Origin of the sequence: Salibacterium salarium, from assembly GCF_030813635.1 — a bacterium.
Taxonomy (GTDB): Bacteria; Bacillota; Bacilli; order Bacillales; family Marinococcaceae; genus Salibacterium; species Salibacterium salarium.
Genome location: NZ_JAUSUM010000002.1, coordinates 957,446 through 976,963, shown reverse-complemented (window position 1 = coordinate 976,963; position 19,518 = coordinate 957,446). Strand labels below are relative to the sequence as shown.

The 19,518-nt window shown below is 37.0% G+C and carries 23 protein-coding genes; 19 read left to right on the top strand and 4 right to left on the bottom strand.

All coding sequences use genetic code 11. The features are described from left to right. Positions 1–27 precede the first annotated feature (27 nt). The gene (locus tag J2S78_RS10925; protein ID WP_306898514.1) at positions 28–177 is read right to left on the bottom strand and encodes a sporulation histidine kinase inhibitor Sda; all 150 of its coding nucleotides are present in this window, start codon (positions 175–177) and stop codon (positions 28–30) included. 405 nt (positions 178–582) lie between these two features. Between J2S78_RS10925 and J2S78_RS10920 the strand changes: the two genes are divergently transcribed. Genes J2S78_RS10920 through J2S78_RS10885 form a run of 8 tightly spaced genes read left to right on the top strand, consistent with a single transcriptional unit; the run spans position 583 to position 5,671 of the window. Continuing rightward, positions 583–1,098, top strand: a complete 516-nt coding sequence (locus J2S78_RS10920) for a YqeG family HAD IIIA-type phosphatase (protein WP_306898512.1) — start codon at positions 583–585, stop codon at positions 1,096–1,098. Between the two features lie 2 nt (positions 1,099–1,100). Next, complete coding sequence (yqeH, locus tag J2S78_RS10915; RefSeq protein WP_306898510.1) at positions 1,101–2,210, top strand: ribosome biogenesis GTPase YqeH; 1,110 nt, start codon at positions 1,101–1,103, stop codon at positions 2,208–2,210. Then, entirely contained in the window at positions 2,210–3,064 is an 855-nt protein-coding gene (gene aroE, locus J2S78_RS10910; RefSeq protein WP_306898508.1) for a shikimate dehydrogenase, read from the top strand. The genes yqeH and aroE overlap by 1 nt, the downstream gene beginning before the upstream one ends. Before the next feature lie 2 nt (positions 3,065–3,066). Then, positions 3,067–3,360: a ribosome assembly RNA-binding protein YhbY gene (yhbY, locus tag J2S78_RS10905; RefSeq protein WP_306898507.1), complete on the top strand. Its 294-nt coding sequence runs from the start codon at positions 3,067–3,069 to the stop codon at positions 3,358–3,360. A 13-nt stretch (positions 3,361–3,373) separates the two neighbouring features. Next, entirely contained in the window at positions 3,374–3,952 is a 579-nt protein-coding gene (locus J2S78_RS10900; RefSeq protein ID WP_306898505.1) for a nicotinate-nucleotide adenylyltransferase, read from the top strand. Next, positions 3,945–4,538, top strand: a complete 594-nt coding sequence (gene yqeK, locus J2S78_RS10895; protein WP_306898503.1) for a bis(5'-nucleosyl)-tetraphosphatase (symmetrical) YqeK — start codon at positions 3,945–3,947, stop codon at positions 4,536–4,538. The genes J2S78_RS10900 and yqeK overlap by 8 nt, the downstream gene beginning before the upstream one ends. Further along, positions 4,528–4,881, top strand: a complete 354-nt coding sequence (gene rsfS / locus J2S78_RS10890) for a ribosome silencing factor (RefSeq protein ID WP_306898501.1) — start codon at positions 4,528–4,530, stop codon at positions 4,879–4,881. Before yqeK ends, rsfS begins: the two co-directional genes overlap by 11 nt. 16 nt (positions 4,882–4,897) lie before the next feature. Beyond that, entirely contained in the window at positions 4,898–5,671 is a 774-nt protein-coding gene (locus J2S78_RS10885; RefSeq protein ID WP_306898499.1) for a class I SAM-dependent DNA methyltransferase, read from the top strand. Between the two features lie 27 nt (positions 5,672–5,698). Here J2S78_RS10885 and comER read toward each other — a convergent pair whose 3' ends face one another. After that, positions 5,699–6,535 (bottom strand): late competence protein ComER, encoded by an 837-nt coding sequence (gene comER / locus J2S78_RS10880; RefSeq protein WP_306898498.1) that lies wholly within the window; start codon positions 6,533–6,535, stop codon positions 5,699–5,701. Positions 6,536–6,639: 104 nt separating this feature from the next. Here comER and J2S78_RS10875 point away from each other — a divergent pair, with 104 nt between their 5' ends. The 3 genes from J2S78_RS10875 (at position 6,640) to J2S78_RS10865 (ending at position 9,661) form a co-directional block, all read left to right on the top strand. After that, positions 6,640–7,251 carry a helix-hairpin-helix domain-containing protein gene (locus J2S78_RS10875; protein ID WP_306898496.1) on the top strand — a complete coding sequence of 204 codons (612 nt, stop codon included), beginning with the start codon at positions 6,640–6,642 and terminating at the stop codon, positions 7,249–7,251. Positions 7,252–7,317: 66 nt separating this feature from the next. Beyond that, positions 7,318–8,595 carry a ComEC/Rec2 family competence protein gene (locus J2S78_RS10870; RefSeq protein ID WP_306898494.1) on the top strand — a complete coding sequence of 426 codons (1,278 nt, stop codon included), beginning with the start codon at positions 7,318–7,320 and terminating at the stop codon, positions 8,593–8,595. After that, positions 8,546–9,661, top strand: coding sequence for a DNA internalization-related competence protein ComEC/Rec2 (locus tag J2S78_RS10865; protein WP_306898493.1), 1,116 nt, complete (start codon positions 8,546–8,548; stop codon positions 9,659–9,661). The genes J2S78_RS10870 and J2S78_RS10865 overlap by 50 nt, the downstream gene beginning before the upstream one ends. Positions 9,662–9,726: 65 nt before the next feature. Here the strand turns inward: J2S78_RS10865 and J2S78_RS10860 are convergent, their stop codons facing one another. Continuing rightward, positions 9,727–9,864, bottom strand: a complete 138-nt coding sequence (locus tag J2S78_RS10860; RefSeq protein ID WP_125554693.1) for a YqzM family protein — start codon at positions 9,862–9,864, stop codon at positions 9,727–9,729. Positions 9,865–10,208: 344 nt separating this feature from the next. Here J2S78_RS10860 and holA point away from each other — a divergent pair, with 344 nt between their 5' ends. Beyond that, the gene (gene holA / locus J2S78_RS10855) at positions 10,209–11,231 is read left to right on the top strand and encodes a DNA polymerase III subunit delta (RefSeq protein WP_306898492.1); all 1,023 of its coding nucleotides are present in this window, start codon (positions 10,209–10,211) and stop codon (positions 11,229–11,231) included. Positions 11,232–11,456: 225 nt separating this feature from the next. Here the strand turns inward: holA and rpsT are convergent, their stop codons facing one another. Further along, positions 11,457–11,723 (bottom strand): 30S ribosomal protein S20, encoded by a 267-nt coding sequence (rpsT, locus tag J2S78_RS10850; protein WP_125554695.1) that lies wholly within the window; start codon positions 11,721–11,723, stop codon positions 11,457–11,459. A 169-nt stretch (positions 11,724–11,892) separates the two neighbouring features. Between rpsT and gpr the strand changes: the two genes are divergently transcribed. The 7 genes from gpr (at position 11,893) to grpE (ending at position 19,479) form a co-directional block, all read left to right on the top strand. Continuing rightward, the gene (gene gpr, locus J2S78_RS10845; protein WP_306898491.1) at positions 11,893–13,002 is read left to right on the top strand and encodes a GPR endopeptidase; all 1,110 of its coding nucleotides are present in this window, start codon (positions 11,893–11,895) and stop codon (positions 13,000–13,002) included. Positions 13,003–13,120: 118 nt separating this feature from the next. Continuing rightward, the gene (gene spoIIP / locus J2S78_RS10840) at positions 13,121–14,275 is read left to right on the top strand and encodes a stage II sporulation protein P (RefSeq protein WP_306898490.1); all 1,155 of its coding nucleotides are present in this window, start codon (positions 13,121–13,123) and stop codon (positions 14,273–14,275) included. 4 nt (positions 14,276–14,279) lie between these two features. Then, positions 14,280–14,558, top strand: a complete 279-nt coding sequence (locus J2S78_RS10835; RefSeq protein WP_306898488.1) for a hypothetical protein — start codon at positions 14,280–14,282, stop codon at positions 14,556–14,558. A 120-nt stretch (positions 14,559–14,678) separates the two neighbouring features. Continuing rightward, positions 14,679–16,502 carry a translation elongation factor 4 gene (gene lepA / locus J2S78_RS10830; protein ID WP_370871557.1) on the top strand — a complete coding sequence of 608 codons (1,824 nt, stop codon included), beginning with the start codon at positions 14,679–14,681 and terminating at the stop codon, positions 16,500–16,502. 35 nt (positions 16,503–16,537) lie between these two features. Beyond that, positions 16,538–17,683 (top strand): radical SAM family heme chaperone HemW, encoded by a 1,146-nt coding sequence (gene hemW / locus J2S78_RS10825; protein WP_306898487.1) that lies wholly within the window; start codon positions 16,538–16,540, stop codon positions 17,681–17,683. A gap of 125 nt (positions 17,684–17,808) precedes the next feature. Beyond that, positions 17,809–18,843 carry a heat-inducible transcriptional repressor HrcA gene (gene hrcA, locus J2S78_RS10820; protein WP_125554701.1) on the top strand — a complete coding sequence of 345 codons (1,035 nt, stop codon included), beginning with the start codon at positions 17,809–17,811 and terminating at the stop codon, positions 18,841–18,843. A gap of 60 nt (positions 18,844–18,903) precedes the next feature. After that, on the top strand, positions 18,904–19,479 hold the full coding sequence (grpE, locus tag J2S78_RS10815) for a nucleotide exchange factor GrpE (protein ID WP_306898486.1): 576 nt from the start codon (positions 18,904–18,906) through the stop codon (positions 19,477–19,479). Positions 19,480–19,518 lie beyond the last annotated feature (39 nt).

Genomic DNA, 19,518 nt, shown 5'->3' with positions numbered 1-19,518 from the left:
CTAGTTATTGAAACAGTGGCACTGGTATTAAAGAGTGATAGCTTGCTTGATATATTTTTCTTGCAACGAACGTTTTTTTATTTCTTCTTCCATTAATAAGATAAAGTCATCATTTAGTTGAAGACGAAGAGCTTTTTCGTACGCTTCAATTAATAATTCGTCCGATAATTGTCTCATGAGAAGACAAAACACCTCCTTGATCAGCAAAAAATGTAATAGTGAAACAAATGTGCATGTTTATGTTTGCAATCTCATATAGATGTACGTTTGAAAAAATAGGAACAGGTTGGTTTTTCCAACTGATTGTATAGTCAGTGTATCATGGTGTCAAGAAGAGAACAACCGTTCGTTTTATCCACATTCATCCGTGGATAAGTTGTTCATAAATAACAAAAAATATACTCGAATGATGAATTTAAAAGGATTTTGGAAAATCAAAAAAGTTATCCACATTTGCGTCAATTCCAAAATATGTCGAAAACTTTTCGGTATCTAAATGGTTTGAAAAAAGAAGCCATTAACGATATACTTTCAGTTTAGTGGATGTTTGTACGTAACATATAAAAAGGAAGGAGTTGCGCTGTGTTTAAGTACTTCGTACCTAATGAATATTTACCTTCCGTATATGACTTAAATCTTGAGGATTTAACCAAACGAAACATTAAAGGTATTATTACGGACCTTGATAACACATTGGTAGAGTGGGATAGACCTGAAGCTACTCCCGAGTTGCTTGATTGGATGTATTTTGTTAAACAGCAGGGGTTTCAAGTCACCATTGTTTCCAATAATAATAAAGAACGTGTTAGTACCTTTTCGGAACCTACAGGTATTCAATTTATTCATTCTGCAAAAAAGCCTATGGGGAAAGCCTTTCGTAAGGCTTGCAAAAACATGGGATTAAAAAAAAGCGAAGTCGTTGTCATGGGAGACCAAGTATTAACTGACGTCGTTGGCGGTAATAGAGCTGGTTTTTATACTGTTTTAGTCGTTCCTGTAGGAAAAGGTGACGGTTTTTTTACGAAGTTGAATAGAAAAGTTGAAAGAAGAGTACTTAGCAAGCTAAAACGAAAAGGTCTTATACAGTGGGAGGAATGAAGATGAGTCAAGAAGATTTAATATGTGCAGGCTGTGGTGCAGCTATTCAAACGGATGATCAAACACAAGCTGGTTACACCCCACCATCAGCTTTGGAAAGAGAAGTTGTTATATGCCAGCGTTGTTTTCGTCTGAAACATTACAATGAAGTGCAAGACGTACCTTTAGAGAATACTGATTTTACAAATAAGCTTCATGAGTTAGGGAAACGTAAGGCGTTAGTCGTCAAAATCGTGGACGTTTTTGATTTTGAGGGAAGCTGGATTCCGGGTTTTCAAAGGTATGTCGGTAGTAATGATGTTCTTTTATTAGTTAATAAAATTGATTTACTGCCGAAATCAGTTAATGAAAACAAACTGAAAGACTGGGTCAGAAGAGAAGCGAAAGAACAAGGTTTGAAAGTAAGAGATGTATTGTTAATTAGTGCCGAAAAAAAGCGAAGTGTAGAAGAGTCCGCTTCTAAAATAGATGCATTGCGAGGAGGAAAGGATGTCTACATAACTGGTTGTACGAATGTAGGAAAATCGACTTTTATCAATGTATTAATTCAACAATTTGGTGGCGATGAAGAACAATTAATTACTACTTCTTATTTCCCTGGGACAACGCTTGATATGATTGATATACCACTTGATGATGGTAGTAAGCTTTATGATACACCTGGTATTATTAATAATAAGCAGATGGCTCATTTTGTAAATAATAAAGAATTGAAGCAAATGACACCGGCTAAAGAAATCAAACCAAGAGTTTATCAATTAAATGAACAGCAATCATTGTTTATTGCCGGATTGGCTCGACTGGATTTTACAAAAGGAGAACCGAACTCTTTTGTTGCGTTTTTTGCCAATGATCTACTCATTCACCGCACAAAATTAGAAAAGGCAGATGACCTTTATGCGGCTAAAGCAGGTGACATGCTCGCACCTCCTAGTAAAGAAACATTGCAGCATATGCCGGAATTTGTAGCTCATTCCTTTCACATTAAACAGGAAAAAATAGATGTTGTTATTTCTGGTTTAGGTTGGATTACCGTTGTAAACCCTGGTGCCGACATAACGGTTTATGCTCCAAAAGGAGCAGGAGTTTCAATAAGAGAGGCGATAATATAATGATAGATGAGATGAGAGCAGAAAAGTTATTTGGGCTGCTTGGTTATCCGATTGGACATTCGTTATCACCAGTTATGCAAAACGATCAATTTTCAAATCATGATTTTCCTTTCTTTTACCATGCTTTCAATGTTCTTCCGGAAAATTTGAAAGAGGCGGTAGAAGGATTTAAGGCGCTGGGTATTTCAGGTTTTAACGTGACTGTTCCCCATAAAATTGAAGTGATGAAATACCTTGATGAAGTGGATGAAGAAGCTCAGATCATTGGAGCTGTGAATACTGTGGTCAACCAAAATGATAAATGGATAGGATATAATACTGATGGTCGCGGTTATGTTGAATCATTGTTGAACAAAACCGGAGATACTTTAAAGGATTCGAATATATTAGTGATTGGTGCTGGTGGTGCTGCAAGAGCTGTCGTAACAGCGCTATCCTTCGAGGGAGTGCGTCATTTGGCGATAACCAATCGAACGTATTCTAAAGCAGAATCTTTGAAAGAGCGTGTGCCTCACCATTCAAATATAAGTGTACTAACGACAGAGGAGGCAGAAAAGGAAACTCCTGCTTATGATATTATCATAAATACAACCTCGGTAGGTATGTCACCTGAAACAGATAAAACACCATGGAGGACCGATAATCTGAAAGAAAACTGTTTGTGCAGTGATTTGATTTATAATCCTTTAAAAACAAAGTGGCTTGCTGAAGCAGAGAGTAATGGTGCTGACACTTTAAATGGTGTAGGTATGTTTGTAGGACAAGGTGCTTTTGCTTTTTATAAATGGACTGGTGTATGGCCTGATTTAAATAGAATGAATGATGTTGTAATGCAACATCTTGGAGGGAAATAAACTTGTTAACCGGTAAACAAAAACGTTATTTACGAAGTAGAGCTCACTCGATGAAACCTATCTTTCAAATTGGTAAATCAGGGGTGAGTGAGAATTTAATCAAACAAACGGCAGATGCTTTGGAAGCTAGAGAACTTATAAAATTGAATATTTTACAAAATTGTATGGATGATAAGAAGTCGGTTGCAAATCTTCTTTCATCAGGAGCAAAAGCCGAAGTTGTGCAAATCATCGGCAACACCATTGTATTGTATAAAGAATCTGTTGAAAATAAAACGATTGAACTGCCTTCGTAAAAAAGGGGTATAAATGATGCATACGAAAATCGGCTTATTTGGCGGAACATTTGATCCGCCTCATAATGCCCACTTGATGATAGCTCAGGAAGCTTTAACGGTTCTTCAATTAGATGAAGTCTGGTTTATACCTGTATATTCTCCTCCTCATAAAACGAGAGAACATATGGCGACTCCAGCAGAACGTTTAGAAATGACAGAAAAAGCGATTGAGGGAAACAATCAGTTTCAAGTATCTACAATTGAATTGGAAAGAAAAGGGCCTTCTTACACATTAGAAACGGTAGAGGCGTTAAAAACGGCCCACCCTGAAACGTCATTTTATTTTATCATTGGTGGAGACATGGCGGAGCAGCTTCATTTATGGAAGGACATTGAGAAGCTTAAAAACTTAGTAACATTCGCAGTCATTGATCGTCCCGGTTATTCGATTCAACCAATTGACTTAAAAGAAATGAAATATATAAAAATGCCACAAGTTGATATTTCTTCAACAGTTGTAAGGGAAAGACATCAATCAGGGAAAAATATCCGTTACTATATTCCTGACTCCGTTTGGAAGTTTATTAAGGAGAAAAATATTTATGGATAGAAAAGAAGCATTAGAATTAGTGAAACCACATTTGACAGAACACCGTTATGTTCATACATTAGGGGTAAGGGACAGTGCATTGAAATTAGCGGAAAGAGAAGACGTTGATCATGAAAAAGTGGAATTAGCAGCGATTTTTCATGATTATGCTAAATTTCGTCCTAAACAAGAAATGCGGCAAATTATCACAGATCAAAATTGGGATAATAAGTTCATTACATACGGGGATGAATTGCTTCATGCCCCTGCAGGTTCTTATTTAGTAGAAAAAGAAATCGGAATTAGTGATGAGGAAATACTATCGGCAATCTATTGGCATACTACAGGAAAAGTAAATATGAGTGCCATGGAAAAGGTTATATTTTTGGCTGATTATATTGAACCGAACAGAAAATTTCCGAGTGTTGAAGAAACAAGGGAAGAAGCAAAACGCAGTATAGATGGAGCAATTATTATGGCACTTCGCAATACCATCACATTTTTAATGAAAAAAAATCAACCTGTTTTTCCGGAAACACTCTCCACCTATAATGATATGATTTTAAAAAAGAAAAAAATGGAGGCTGATGAATCGAATGGAAGGTAAAGAACTGTTAGAACTGGCTGCAAATGCAGCGGATGAAAAAAAAGCAGAGCATTTAGTTGCCTTGGATATGAGAGGAATTTCTCTTATTGCAGATTATTTTTTGATAGGGCAAGGTAATTCTCATAAGCAAGTACAGGCTATAGCTCGAGATATAAAAAAGAAAGCACAAGAACAAGAGCAAGAAGTAAAAAGGCTCGAAGGTTTCGATGAGGCAAAGTGGATTCTTATTGATTTAGGCGATGTTATTGTGCATGTTTTCCATAAGGATGAACGTCATTACTATAACTTGGAAAAACTTTGGGGAGATGCATCGCAAGTACAGTTAGATACAGTTTCAACGTAGAGGAGACCCCCCAAAAATGAAAACATATAGCGCGTTTGCTGGTGTATATGATTGTTTGATGGAAGATGCCCCTTATAAGACTTGGGTGGATTGGTTAACGCAAGTTTTTCAAAAGCAATGTGAATCGTCACCAGTTATTTTAGATGTTGGCTGTGGGACTGGAACCATTTTATATTCACTGCTTCAAGCTGGGTATAATGCTCATGGTTTAGATATGTCTGAAGATATGTTGTCGATTGCTAGAGCAAAAACAGAGCAACAAGGGTATAAACCGCTATTATTGCATCAAGATATGAGAAATATTCATGCGGGCGGTGATTATGATAGTATTGTTGTATTGTGTGATTCCTTGAATTATTTACTAGAGGAAGATGATGTACGAACGGCTTTTCAGTCATTTTATACCCATTTAAATAAAGGGGGAACATTGATTTTTGATGTTCACTCTCTTTATTATGTAGAGAATGTCCTTCATGATTTTAGCTTTGCTGATGCAGCAGATGATGTTTCTTATATATGGAATTCCTTTCCTACAGAAGAAAAAGGGGAAGTCGAACATGAATTATCCTTTTTTATAAAACAACAGAAAGGGCATTATGAACGTCATGATGAACTTCATGTCCAAAAAACATTTCCGATTCCCGTTTATCAAACTTTTTTAGAGGAAGCAGGTTTTGAAGTTATTGGAATATACGCCGACTTTTCGTTTGACGAACCGGCAGAAGACAGCGAAAGAATTTTCTTTGTAGCAAAAAAAGATTGTACAAATTCGAGAAAAGAAGTAAACTAGTAACAAAGACGGTAGAAACCGCCTTTGTTACATGTCTGTCTTCCCCTGAAAGAGTGTAGCCATTTCTTTTTTGTCTTCGGCATATTTGTGGTGTGTCTCTTGAATGAGCTCTTCAAACATTCCTTCACTGAATTTTTCTAATACTTTTAGCCCTTTCCCCGTGATACCTCCTGGAACATTTACTTTTTCCCTTAATCCTTGAAAATTAAAATGACCTTCCTCCAACAAATGACCGTATGAGACGATCATTTTCTCGGTTAAGATTTCAGCATCCTCCACAGTAATATTTGTTTCTTTCACTCCAGCAAGTATAAATTGTTCGAGTAAATAACTGATAAAAGCAGGACCGCAACTTATGAAGTCACTCGAAATTCGTAATGTGTCGTCAGTGATAGAGATTGGTTCAGAAAATGTTTGGAGCCACTGCTCAAATAAAGTCTTTTCTTTGTTCGTCCAATGATTTCCAAATGTCAATAATAATGGTGCTTTTCCTGTTCGATTGAGTATAGTCGGGACTGTTCTGACTATTCTTCTTGCCGGAAGTGTTTCTAAGTCTTTTAACGATACAGGACTTGTGATAGTGGCTACAATATGCTCTAAAGTTAAATGTTTTTTTAATTCGTTCACCAACGATTTATATTGATTGGGCCTTACGCATAGGAATACAGTTTCGGTTTTTGAAAGTAATTCCCGTATATCCTGCGTAATATTTAAGCTCGGATATCTTGTCTGTAGTTCGGTGCTCCTCTCTTTCGTTCGATTATAAATGTACATTTGCTGTTGAGGAATACTTTGTTGGTTCATCATTACTTCCGCCAACATTCCTCCCATATTCCCAGTGCCCACGATACCAATATTAGTCACACTAATTCCCTCCTTAAGACATTCTTCTACTTCATGCTTTTCCCTACACTATATGTGACAAATCGACTGAACATTCTACAATCATTTTAAAAGGAGCAAAATAAATGAAATGGAAACAACCCTTTGTCTTGGTAACAGGTATTATCGCACTATCTATTATCGTAGGTTTATCTATTTCATTCTTTTTTCAAACAGATAAAACGGAAAGGGAAGAAGATTTTTTACAAGAATTATCAGCAGAAACAACTGGTGAAACGACAGATAAGGAAGAATCAGTGGAAGAAAATAAAGTTGTTCAACATGTTGTCGTTGATGTGAAAGGGGAAGTGAATTCCCCTGGTGTTTACGATATTAAGGAAGGAGAGAGAGTGATTGATGCGATTGATTTAGCTGGCGGTTTATTAGAAGATGCGGATCCGGTACAAGTAAACTTTGCAGAGCGGGTCTATGATGAAATGATAATCTATGTTCCAAAACAAGGAACGGAAAGTGAAATAAATCCGAATAATTCTGAACAAAACGATAAAGTGCGTATTAATTATGCCGATCGCGAAGAGTTAGAAACGCTGCCTGGTGTTGGACCGGCAAAAGCGGAAGCAATTATAAGTTATCGAGAGGAACATGGTTTATTTCAATCAGAAGAGGATCTTCAGTCTGTGTCAGGTATTGGTGAGAAGTCCCTAGAACAGCTCAATGAATTCATAACTGCTGATTAAAGAAAGATATTTTAAACACGAGTCATAACAGTTAGGACAAACGTTACTGAAAAGTCAGGTGATGTTTTGAGTAAAAATATAATATATTATCCTGTCACTGCGATCGTTGCGTTAATTTTGTCGTTTCAACATGTAACCGTAGCAGCTGTTACTATTGCGACCGCCTTTCTTTTAGGTATCATTTTTTTCAAAAAGATACGAATCATTGTTGCCTTGTTGCTCATTGTGTTTATCTTATTTTTTCTGAGAGCCGAATGGACAGAACATACGAATGTCTCCACATTTAAAGGAGATGAAAGTATCCTGCACGGAATCATACACGATGGTCCGTATAGGGATGGAAATCAAGTGCAACTTGAGTTAAAAAGCAACCGTGACGAAAAAATAGCAGTAACCCTTTTTTTAGATGAATATAAAGACACTTTTTCTCTGGCAAATTTTTCTCCGGGCGTACAGTGTACGTTAGAAGGTAAGATGATTCGTCCTTCCCCTCCTAACAATTTTTATGCTTTTCATTACGCTGATTACTTGAAATATAAATATATTCATTGGACGTTTGAAGTGTCTTCTATGGACGATATTCACTGTAATGAGAATAAAACACGACATATATTTTATATAATAAAAAAGTGGAGACACGATGGCATTCAGTGGATTGATACTACTTTTCCTTCATCGTTAAAAGGTATAGCAGCGGCCCTTATTTTTGGTGAAAGACATTTGCTAGATGCTGACACGGAAAGCCATTATCAAAAGTTGGGTCTTATTCATTTATTAGCTGTATCGGGGCTTCACGTCGGACTGATATCGACGACTATATATTATGGGTTGATCCGGCTTGGTTTAACTAGAGAAGTGAGTGAATGGGTGCTTGTATTCATGCTTCCCGTTTATATTTTAACAGCTGGTGCTGCTCCTTCGGTTATACGCGCATCTTCTGTGTTATTAATATTTTTACTATGGAGAAAAACAGGGCTTGCGAGGTGTGATCCATTTTCAGTACTGGCATTTTTTATAATGTTTCTATTGTTTCTTCATCCGTATTATATTTTTCACGTTGGATTTCAGCTTTCTTTTTTAATCAGCGGTTCTTTGTTATTGTCTTGGCCGTTATTAAAATCTAAAAGGAAACGTGAAGCTTCTCTGTTAGTCACATTTATCGCGCAAATCGCTGCTTTACCCGTTGTCCTTTATCATTTTTATGAATTTTCGTTTCTCAGTTTTATTTTAAACCTTCTTTTTATACCTTTTATTTCCTTTTTTTGTATTACCTTCCATTTTCCTCTTATTTATTGTGTCATTGATTTCTCCCCTTATATTTACAATACTAATTGTACCGTTTGATTTTATAGTAGATAAAGCCCATCACTTATTAAAATGGTCTGCATCTTGGAACGGACTTCAATTTTTGTCTGGAAAACCTTCTTTAATTATTTTATGTTTCCTTTCTATCTTTATTTTTTGTTTATTTTACCGGCTTGAAAAATATGGAGTAGGTAAGAAATTATACGGATCGATTAGTCTTTTAGCCACCGTACTCCTCGCTCAAATGATTCTCCCTTATGTTGATAAAAATGGATACATCACAATATTAGATGTTGGACAAGGGGATAGTATACTGATTGAATTGCCATACAGAAAAGCAGTGTACTTAATTGACGGAGGAGGTACTATCCAGTTTCCAAAAGAACTATGGGAAGAAAAAAATAATCCTTACGATCCGGGAGACCGAGTCATTGTCCCTTATTTGAAGGCGAAAGGGATATCGTCGATAAATAAACTAATTGTCACACATGGAGACGTGGATCATTATGGAGGGCTATATAAAACGGCCGAAGAAATGAAAATACACGAAGTCATTTATGGCAAAGGAGAAGAGTATAAAGAAGAAGAGATACAATTTTTAGAATACCTTCATAATGAGAAGCAAGTACCGATTACATGGGGGAAAGAAGGAGACATTTGGAGGGAAGGCGACTCAATTTTTCACATTTTGCTGCCTGAAGGAGAGGAGGAGCCGGGAAACGGTCGATCTGTTGTTATCAGGGCAGACATCGAAGGATACAAATGGCTATTCACAGGTGATTTAGAGGAAGAGGGAGAAAGAAAGCTTTTGAAAAAATATCCAAATTTAAAAACGGATTTGCTTAAGGTAGGTCATCATGGAAGTAAAACTTCTTCAAGTAAACCGTTTATTGAACATATTCAGCCAAAGGCAGCTTTTATCTCTGCCGGAACGTGTAACAGGTTTGGTCATCCTCATGAAGAGACATTACAAACGCTGAAAGAAAATGGGGTGAAAGTGTTCAGGACAGATATTGGAGGGGCAATAGAAATCCGATTCGATAAAACAAAAGTGAAAAATATCAAGCAAATGCAGCAAAATACAACAAATAGTATATGTTCTTAAGAAAAGTATGCATACAAAAAAGCTGTAACAAATCCAATACTTGTTACAGCCTTTCTACACACCTTTTAGAAGCCGCCAGCAACATCTATGACAGTGGCGATTACCATAATCAGGGTAAAGAAAATGAAAGGAACAACAAAACCGACAACGGAATCGTTGAAATCATTACGTTTGCTTTGTACGTCTTTTTCAAAGTGGTTCACCAATATTCCCCCCTTACGATTACGCTTCTCTTACTAGTATAGGACAACCATTCAAAAAAATCCATATTTCCATTAAAAATCGCACCTGCCAGAGAATAGTGGAGAAAGGATTACTTTGCCCAAGCTGTAAACAGTTGTCACCTATAACCCCCGATAACATAGGATATCCTAAAAGAGAGAAGAAGAATATCGTTGATAAAAAGATATCCTAGGCCTTTTTATCAGCGTTTATTATAAATGGAAAGTGCTTTTACACAGCACTTTCCTTTTCTCTAAATGTTGCGAAATAATAATACCAGGGATAGGATAGAAAGAGGAGATTACAGTATTGGAGTGCGACTTAAATGGAATATACCCAGCTTTTAAAAGAATTAAATCAACATAAAATCTCGTCTTTGTACTTATTATATGGAACAGAAGAGTATATAATAAAAAATGTTATTGAAAAAATCGTTTCGGCATCACTGGCTGAAGAGGAACGCGATTTTAATTACTCCATTTATGATATGAAAGAAACTCCGGTTGAATTACCTGTAGAAGAGGGAGAAACTTTGCCCTTTTTTGGAGGGAAAAGAGTGATTCTTATGAGAAATTGTTATTTTTTAACCGGTGTGAAGGATAAAGAAAAAATAGAGCACAATGTAAGTTATTTTGAACAATATGTAGATAATGCACCGGAAGAGACGGTGATGATTGTAACGGTCTCTCATGAAAAACTCGATGAACGAAAAAAATTAGTAAAGAAGCTCAAAAAACAAGGTATAGTTCTGGATGCGAATCCATTCGATGAAAAAAACATGATGCAATGGCTTCATACGTATGTACACGATTCGAACTTTAATATGACAGATGATGCAAAACAAAAAGTCATACAACTAGCCGGGAAAGATATGATGATGCTTTCTTCTGAAATGGAGAAATTATCGTTATACATAGAGAAAGATGGGGAAATAAACGAAGAGATTGTGGAAAAATTAGTTGCCAGAACCCTTGAGGATAACGTGTTTGAGTTAGTGGATCATGTTGTGAATGGGCGGTCAGAAAAAGCGCTTCGAATATATTATGATTTAATGAAGCAAAACGAAGAACCGATAAAAATCCTTGCTTTACTAGCGAGGCAGTTTCGAATTATTTTACATGTAAGCCATTTAAAGAAAACGGGTTACTCTCGTCAAAAAATTGCTTCACAGCTAAAGTTGCATCCTTATGCTGTAAAAATAGCAGAAGGACAAGCTAGTAAATACAATGAATTAATGTTGAAAAACGTGCTGAAAGAATTAGCGGAAGCAGATTACAAAGTGAAAACAGGAAAATTCGGAAAATCTCTGCAATTAGAATTGAGTATAGTAAAATTAGCTAATCTATAGAATTTGTAAGAAGAACGGAATCTGGTAACCACAGATTCCGTTCTTTGTGTAGCCGCCCTTTTTTTAAAATGTGCTTCATCCCGCATCCGTTGAAGACGGGACGTTTTCCGCAGGAGTCGCCCGTCTTCCGCTCCTGCTGAAGTCTTCCTTTCGTACCAAAAGCTCCACATTTTATACATTCTTATCTTTTAAAAAAAACGACTCATCAAGAGTCGTTTTGTCTGTTTATTGAGCAATTTTATTAAAACGTTGCTGCATTTTAGCTTTCGTTCTAGCAGCAGTGTTTTTGTGAATCATTTTTTTATCAGCCGCTTTGTCTACTTTTTTCGTAGCAAGCTGAAGAAGTTCTTTCGCTCCCTCAACATCGTTGTTGTCGGCTTTTTTATTAAATTCCTTTACAGTCGAGCGCATCGCAGATTTAAAAGCGTGCTGTTTTGTGCGCTTTTGTTCATTAACGATTACGCGTTTTTTTGCTGATTTAATATTTGGCATATTTGTCACCTCCTTGTTCTGTTCCATCCATAAACCGTTGATAAGAACACAAGAGGATTCTATCAAAAAACAAAATGTCGTGCAAGACGAATAAATAGTAAATCAGGTAACACAATAAGAAGAAACCTTACCAGGAACGCCTTTAAAGGAATAGAAAGTAGGTGCTGTTATGGAGTTAGACCTCTCTAAATATTCTGTCCGTACAGATTTGGCGATTGAAGAAAAAGAACTTTTAGAAGAAAAAGAAATACAGGGTGATGAACAACAGGATAAAAGTACAGGAGTACGTGTCCATGAAAAAAAGGAAAGAGGAGTAAAAATAACAAAGGTTCGTATTGATGAAGCGGGTGCAGAAAAAACAGGTAAAAAAGCAGGAGAATATTTAACCTTTGAAGCCCAAGGTGTTCGTAAACAAGACACAGAACTGCAACAAGCAGTGGAAGATGTTTTTGCTAAAGAGTTTGCCGCCTTTATCAAACAGCTTGGTATAACTAAAGATGCTTCCTGCTTAATAACAGGATTGGGAAATTGGAATGTGACTCCCGATGCACTAGGACCTATGGTAGTAGATAAACTAGTTATTACAAGACATCTTTTTAAAGAAGCGCCAGAACAAGTGGAAGAAGGATTTCGCCCTGTTAGTGCCTTTTCACCAGGTGTGATGGGGTTGACCGGGGTAGAAACGAGCGATATTATTTCGGCAATTATTGACAAAACAAACCCTGATTTCATTATTGCGGTTGATGCGTTAGCATCTCGGTCTGTCGAACGGGTGAACACAACGATTCAAATGTCGGATACGGGGATTCATCCTGGATCAGGGGTTGGAAATGAACGAAAAGAATTAAGTAAAGAAACGCTTGGTATTCCTGTTATTGCTATTGGTATTCCAACTGTAGTTGATGCCGTTTCGATTACTAGCGATACAATTGACTTTATATTAAAACATTTAGGAAAGGAAATGGACACAAAAGACTCTGCGAGTAAAGCCTTAACTCCAGCAGGTATGGTTTTTGGAGAAAAAAAGGAACTAACTGAAGAAGATATGCCTAATGAAGAGAAACGCAAGGCTATGCTCGGCATGGTAGGGGGATTGGAAGAAATGGAAAAAAGACAGCTAATTCAGGAAGTGCTCGCACCAATGGGTCATAATTTAATGGTTACCCCTAAAGAAGTGGATGTATTTATGAGAGACATGGCAAATGTAATTGCAGAAGGACTAAATGCAGCCCTTCATGAAAGCATTTCACAAGAAAGTACAGGGACATATACAAAATAAACCATTAAGCCAGATTAAGTCGTTCTCCATCATTAGAGAACGGCTTTTCTCTTAAATTACTTTCTGCAGTTCTAATCTATTATATTTCGTTCATAGATTAGAGGCAGGAGGGAAAACCATGGTATATAAAAACAAAGGAAGAAGAGGCTTACCCAAAAAACGTACAAGCATTAGGAAGATAATAATGACAGGCATGGCTGGTTATTTACTAGTGATGTTTATTATAGCAGTGTTAACGTCATCTGAAGACGAAAGTATATTTTCGTCTCGTCAATTACATACGTGGAGTTCAGAAGTACAAAAGGAATTGCTGATTTCGTTGTTCACTTATGAAAATCGGTATTTTATAAATGGCTTAGATGTAGAAACCGAATCAATTTCTAACATGTTGTTTGAATTCGCAACAAAATTAGATTTTCATGAACCAAGAACATTACTGGGACGAGAAATCCCGGGTTTTGCATCTTTTGATGGAAAAATAGTAGTAGCTGGTGATGGGGCGGATTTTACAAATATGCCGATAGAATCAGCTCCTCCTTTAGAAGTTTTGCTCGAAGAAAGAGAAGCAACGGCTGATAGATTAGAGATTATGGACGATTCTGACCAAGAAGTGGACAATGAATCGCAAACAAATGAGACAATCGCCCATATTATTCACTCTCATAGTCGGGAATCATATTTACCGGAATTAGAAGAAGGGACAGAAAACGCCTTTCATTCAGATGTGAATATAACGATGGTAGGGCAAAGATTGGGAGAACAGCTAGAAAAACAAGGCATAGGAACGACAGTAGATAAAACAGATATTGAAAAAAGACTCCATGAAAAGGGTTGGGAATTTCCGCAATCCTACGATGTGTCTAGAACAGTACTGCAAGAAGCGATTGAAGAAAACGATCAATTAGAATTATTTTTTGATTTACACAGGGATTCACAGCCACGAGATATCACCACAGCTACAATTAATGGAGAGACGGTTGCAAGAACATATTTTGTTATTGGTGAAAACAATCCTCATTATGAGAAGAATTTAGAAATGGCGACAGATCTACACCATAGATTAAATGACAAATACCCAGGAATAAGCAGAGGGGTGCTTACTAAAGGTGGAGTCGGTGCAAACGGTCGCTACAATCAAGACCTTTCTGAGAAATCGATTCTTATCGAAGTAGGCGGGGTTGAAAACTCATTAAATGAAACATACCGTACGGCAGATAAATTAGCAGAAGTAATTAGTGAACAATATTTCGAATCCAAAGAGGAAGGGGAGTAAAACGATGAAATTTCTGACCGTTATTTGTGTGGCAGGCATTTTATTTATGGGAGGTATGATAACCGGTTTTCAGTATTCTCAAATACATTGGCAGAACATTGATATGGATACTTTAGTTGATTCAAAAACTGAAACCTCTCAGCAGACAGTAAAGTCAGAAAAAGAACAAACTGATTTATCAAAGGATTTGTTAAAGCGTCAGGATCAAATGAAGCAAGAAGACGTCGTTAATATTTTTTCTAATATAGGTGATACATTGGACATCTTCGAATCCACGTCGTGAATTAGTATGCTTGTTATTGAAGTGCCGGCCGCCCGTTGGTATAATTAAAATTAGTGTTTTTAGTACGGGGAAATCATTGAAAGTTTTCGATGGTTTATTCTAATCAGGAGTGATCAAATAATGAATCATGAACAAAGAGACGCAAGACAAAAGAAAATTAGAAACTTCTCTATCATCGCTCATATTGATCACGGTAAGTCGACACTTGCGGATAGAATCTTAGAAACGACAAGGTCTTTACCGGAAAGAGAAATGAAAGATCAAATGTTGGATGCTATGGATTTAGAAAGAGAACGAGGTATTACGATTAAGTTAAACTCTGTTCATTTGAAATATACTCACACGGACGGTGAGGAGTACACATTTCATTTGATTGACACACCGGGGCACGTCGATTTCTCATACGAGGTATCCCGAAGTTTAGCGGCTTGTGAAGGAGCTCTTCTTATTGTAGATGCCTCACAAGGAATTGAAGCACAAACGTTAGCCAATGTTTATCTAGCTGTTGATAACGATTTGGAAATTATTCCTGTCATTAATAAGGTAGACCTGCCAAGTGCTGAGCCAGAAAAAATCAAACAAGAAATTGAAGATGTTATCGGGATAGATGCGTCTGACGCTGTACTTGCTTCAGCCAAGAGTGGACTTGGAACGGATGAAGTTCTCAAACAGATTGTAGAAAAAATCCCAGCACCATCTGGAAATCCGGAAGAGCCGTTGCAAGCTCTTATTTTTGATTCTATTTATGATACATATAGAGGTGTGATTGCTTATATCAGGGTGATAGAAGGAACCATACGTCCTGGTGAAAAAATACAAATGATGCAGACAGGTAAGGAGTTTGAAGTGTCTGAAGTTGGCGTATTTACTCCTAAACCGGTTGTCTGTGATGAATTAACAGTTGGTGATGTCGGATTTATGATAGCCTCCATTAAAAATGTTAGTGATTCTAGAGTCGGTGATACGATAACACATGCTAATAAGCCTGCTGAAAAGCCGCTGCCTGGTTATAAGACAATGAATCCGATGGTCTTTTGTGGTATGCACCCGATTGATTCTAATGATTACAACGCTTTAAGAGATGCTCTGGAAAGGTTGGAATTGAATGACAGTTCGCTTCAATATGAAGCTGAATCCTCTCAAGCACTGGGTTTCGGTTTCCGTTGCGGCTTTTTGGGTCTTTTGCATATGGAAATATTACAGGAACGAATCGAACGAGAGTATGGCATCGGGTTAATAACAACAGCACCTAGCGTTGTTTATAATGTTTATTTAACAGACGGAGAAGTACTTGAAATTGACAATCCATCGAAAATGCCCGATCAGCAGAAAGTTGACTCTGTTGAAGAGCCTTTTGTTAAAGCTACGGTAATGGTTCCTAACGATTTCGTTGGTGCTGTTATGGATATTTGTCAGAAAAAACGCGGGGAATTTATAGATATGCAGTATATGGATGAAAACCGTGTGAACATCGTTTATCACTTACCTTTAACCGAGATTGTTTATGACTTTTTTGATCAATTGAAATCTAATACAAAAGGATATGCTTCGTTTGATTATGAATTCATCGGGTATAGAGAATCGAACCTCGTGAAGATGGATATTTTATTAAATGGAGAAATAGTTGACGCCCTGTCTGTGATTGTGCACAGAGATTTTGCTTACGAGCGTGGAAAATCGATTGTTGATAAATTAAAAGAATTAATCCCGCGTCAGCAATTTGAAGTACCTGTTCAAGCGACAATTGGAAATAATGTTATTGCTCGTTCTAACATAAAGGCGATGCGTAAAAACGTGTTGTCAAAATGTTATGGTGGTGACGTTACTAGAAAAAGAAAACTCCTTGAAAAACAAAAAGAAGGTAAGCGGCGTATGAAAAGTGTAGGAAAAGTAGATGTACCACAAGAAGCATTTATGTCTGTTCTTCGAATGGATGAGGATTAATTCGTCCAACTGGAGGACAAAAAGAAGGTGATTACATGGCGGCTTCCTCGATATATGTCCACATTCCTTTTTGTGAACAAATATGTTTTTATTGTGATTTCAATAAATTTTATATTAAAAATCAACCAGTGGATAAATACGTAGAGGTATTGAATGAAGAAATGAAACGTGTGATATCGATGGATGAAAAACCTTCGATTGAAACAATCTATATAGGCGGAGGTACTCCGACAGCGTTAAATGAGCAGCAATTGAAACAAGTACTTGATGATGTAAATACACTTGTTAGGAATCCAGAACAGGTGCGGGAATTTACCGTTGAAGTTAATCCCGGCGAAGTGGATCGTGACAAACTGAAAATGATGCGCGCTGCTGGTGTTAATCGTTTAAGTATAGGTGTACAAAGTTTTAATGATAAGTTATTAGAAAAGATAGGTAGAGGACATTCAGCCCAAGAAGCTGTCGAAACTATAGATTTAGCAAAGTCTGTTGGCTTTGAAAACATCTCGATTGATTTGATGTTCGGGTTACCTGAACAAACGATGGAAATATGGAAAGATACCATTTCGAAAACACTTGAACTAGATATTCCACACATATCAGCATATTCTTTGAAAATCGAAGAAAAAACTATGTTTTATAATTGGTATCGACAGGGTAAAATTCAACCGTTGCCTGAAGATACGGAAGCAGAGATGTATGAAGTGTTAGTTTCAGGATTACACAATGCCGGGTATACCGCCTACGAAATAAGTAATTTCTCTAAATATGGGATGGATAGTGAACACAATAAAACATATTGGAAAAATAACGAGTATTACGGGTTCGGTGCAGGAGCTCATGGTTATTTAGATGGAACAAGGTATGCAAACATCGGTCCACTTCCACATTATATTAAGGCAATTGAAAACGGTGAATCAGCAGTAAAAGAAAGTCATGAGGTACCAAAGACAGAAATGATGGAAGAAGAAATGTTTATGGGTCTTAGAATGAAAGAAGGTGTGAGAGCAGACAGGTTTGAAAGCAAGTTTCAAACATCGTACTACACTATTTTTCCGGAAGTGATTCATGACTTATTAGAACGAGAGTTGCTTTATGACTCCGGTGACTCTCTTCATCTTACAAAAAACGGAAAACTGTTAGGCAACGAAGTGTTTGAAAAATTTCTGCTTGTATATTAGAAATATGAAATGATTTTAAGTGGATGAATCATAGCATTATTTATTGACAAATATCATCCCTTTTGATAACTTTACAATAGATTTAGCACTCGAAAGCAATGAGTGCTAACAGAGGTGATGATGTCATGCTTACAGACCGTCAATTATTTATTTTACAAGCGATCGTTGATGATTATATTCACTCAGCAGAGCCGGTAGGTTCTCGTAACCTCTCCAAAAGAAGAGGAGTAAGTTACAGCCCGGCCACGTTAAGGAATGAGATGGCGGACTTAGAAGATATGGGCTATTTGGAAAAGCCGCATAGTTCATCAGGGAGAATTCCGTCTGAACAGGGATATCGTCACTATGTGGATCATTTGTTGCTTCCACATCGACTTTCTAAAAAAGAAATTCAAGATATGCAAGCACTGTTTGCTGGAAGGGTCACAGAAGCCGAAGAGGTAGTGAAGCAATCTGCTACTATTTTATCTGAGCTGACTAGTTACGCTTCTATAGTTCTTGGACCAGAAATTTTTCAATCCAAGTTAAAGCAAGTTCAAATTATTCCATTAAATGAAAATGCAGCTGTAGCTATCCTTGTGACAGATACGGGACACGTAGAAAATCACACGGTCTCTCTTCCTAAGTCTTTAAATAGTAGTGACCTTGAAAAAATCGCCAACATTTTAAATGAAAGGCTTGAGGGTGTTCCTCTTTATCAACTTCATAATAAAATTATGAACGAGGTAGCCGGTCTGCTTAAACAACATGTCAACAGTTTTCATGATGCACTGGAATTTACAGAAGAAACGTTGCAAAAGAGCAAACAAGAAAAAGTATTTTACGGCGGTAAAACAAATCTATTATCACAACCAGAGTTTAAAGACGTGGATAAGATTCGAATGATTTTTGAATTGTTGGAAGAAGATCATACGATACATGAACTTCTTAAGCCTAATCAACGCGGATTAACAATTCGTATAGGGCAAGAAAATGCGAATGAAGCTTTTGAAGATTGCAGCATTATTTCTGCGACGTATTCTTTTAATGGAAATCCAGTAGGGACTATTGGAATTGTAGGTCCTACAAGAATGGAATATCCAAGAGTTATAGGTCTAATTGAACATCTATCCAAAGATTTATCCATCGCTCTTACAAACTTGTACACGAAACGCTCTTAATGGTACTATAAGTGATTGGGTTTGAAAAAAGGAACACAGGAAGTTCGGGAGGTGAATGATATGAAAGAAGAACATACTTCTTCTATGGAAGAAGAAAACAACACAACGGAGCAAAACTCCGAAGAAATAATCGATGAAACAAATCAACAAGAAGACGGGGAAGAACAGTCAGATAAGACTCCGGAACAACAAGAAATTGAAAGATTAAAGCAAGAAGCAGGAGATTGGCAGAGTCGTGCTTTACGTGCTCAGGCTGATCTTGATAATGTAAGACGGCGTGCAAAAGAGGAAAAAGAGAAGGACGCCAAATATAGAGCCCAGGATTTGATTGAGTCTCTTCTTCCAGTACTCGATAATTTTGGGAGAGCGATAGATGCTGCTCCGGAAAATGAGGATTCTGATTCTTTATTGCAAGGGGTTAATATGGTTTACTCCCAACTTTTAGATGCTCTGCAAAATGAGGGTCTAGAAGTGATCAAGTCAGAAGGTGAAGTATTTGATCCACATCAACACCAAGCCGTTATGCAAGTTGAAGAAGAAGGGTTTGAATCAAATCAAATCGTGGAAGAATTGCAAACGGGTTATAAATTAAAAGATAAAGTAATTCGACCAGCAATGGTAAAAGTAAATGCATAATAAAAATTTAAAGTAAATGTGTATAGGAGGCTGACGAGA

Coding starts and splice junctions, on each gene's coding strand:
- J2S78_RS10925 (WP_306898514.1), bottom strand. CDS start 177: ATGAGACAATTATCGGACGAATTATTAATTGAAGCGTACGAAAAAGCT.
- yqeH (WP_306898510.1), top strand. CDS start 1,101: ATGAGTCAAGAAGATTTAATATGTGCAGGCTGTGGTGCAGCTATTCAA.
- aroE (WP_306898508.1), top strand. CDS start 2,210: ATGATAGATGAGATGAGAGCAGAAAAGTTATTTGGGCTGCTTGGTTAT.
- J2S78_RS10900 (WP_306898505.1), top strand. CDS start 3,374: ATGATGCATACGAAAATCGGCTTATTTGGCGGAACATTTGATCCGCCT.
- yqeK (WP_306898503.1), top strand. CDS start 3,945: ATGGATAGAAAAGAAGCATTAGAATTAGTGAAACCACATTTGACAGAA.
- rsfS (WP_306898501.1), top strand. CDS start 4,528: ATGGAAGGTAAAGAACTGTTAGAACTGGCTGCAAATGCAGCGGATGAA.
- J2S78_RS10885 (WP_306898499.1), top strand. CDS start 4,898: ATGAAAACATATAGCGCGTTTGCTGGTGTATATGATTGTTTGATGGAA.
- J2S78_RS10875 (WP_306898496.1), top strand. CDS start 6,640: ATGAAATGGAAACAACCCTTTGTCTTGGTAACAGGTATTATCGCACTA.
- holA (WP_306898492.1), top strand. CDS start 10,209: ATGGAATATACCCAGCTTTTAAAAGAATTAAATCAACATAAAATCTCG.
- rpsT (WP_125554695.1), bottom strand. CDS start 11,723: ATGCCAAATATTAAATCAGCAAAAAAACGCGTAATCGTTAATGAACAA.
- gpr (WP_306898491.1), top strand. CDS start 11,893: ATGGAGTTAGACCTCTCTAAATATTCTGTCCGTACAGATTTGGCGATT.
- spoIIP (WP_306898490.1), top strand. CDS start 13,121: ATGGTATATAAAAACAAAGGAAGAAGAGGCTTACCCAAAAAACGTACA.
- J2S78_RS10835 (WP_306898488.1), top strand. CDS start 14,280: ATGAAATTTCTGACCGTTATTTGTGTGGCAGGCATTTTATTTATGGGA.
- lepA (WP_370871557.1), top strand. CDS start 14,679: ATGAATCATGAACAAAGAGACGCAAGACAAAAGAAAATTAGAAACTTC.
- hemW (WP_306898487.1), top strand. CDS start 16,538: ATGGCGGCTTCCTCGATATATGTCCACATTCCTTTTTGTGAACAAATA.
- hrcA (WP_125554701.1), top strand. CDS start 17,809: ATGCTTACAGACCGTCAATTATTTATTTTACAAGCGATCGTTGATGAT.
- grpE (WP_306898486.1), top strand. CDS start 18,904: ATGAAAGAAGAACATACTTCTTCTATGGAAGAAGAAAACAACACAACG.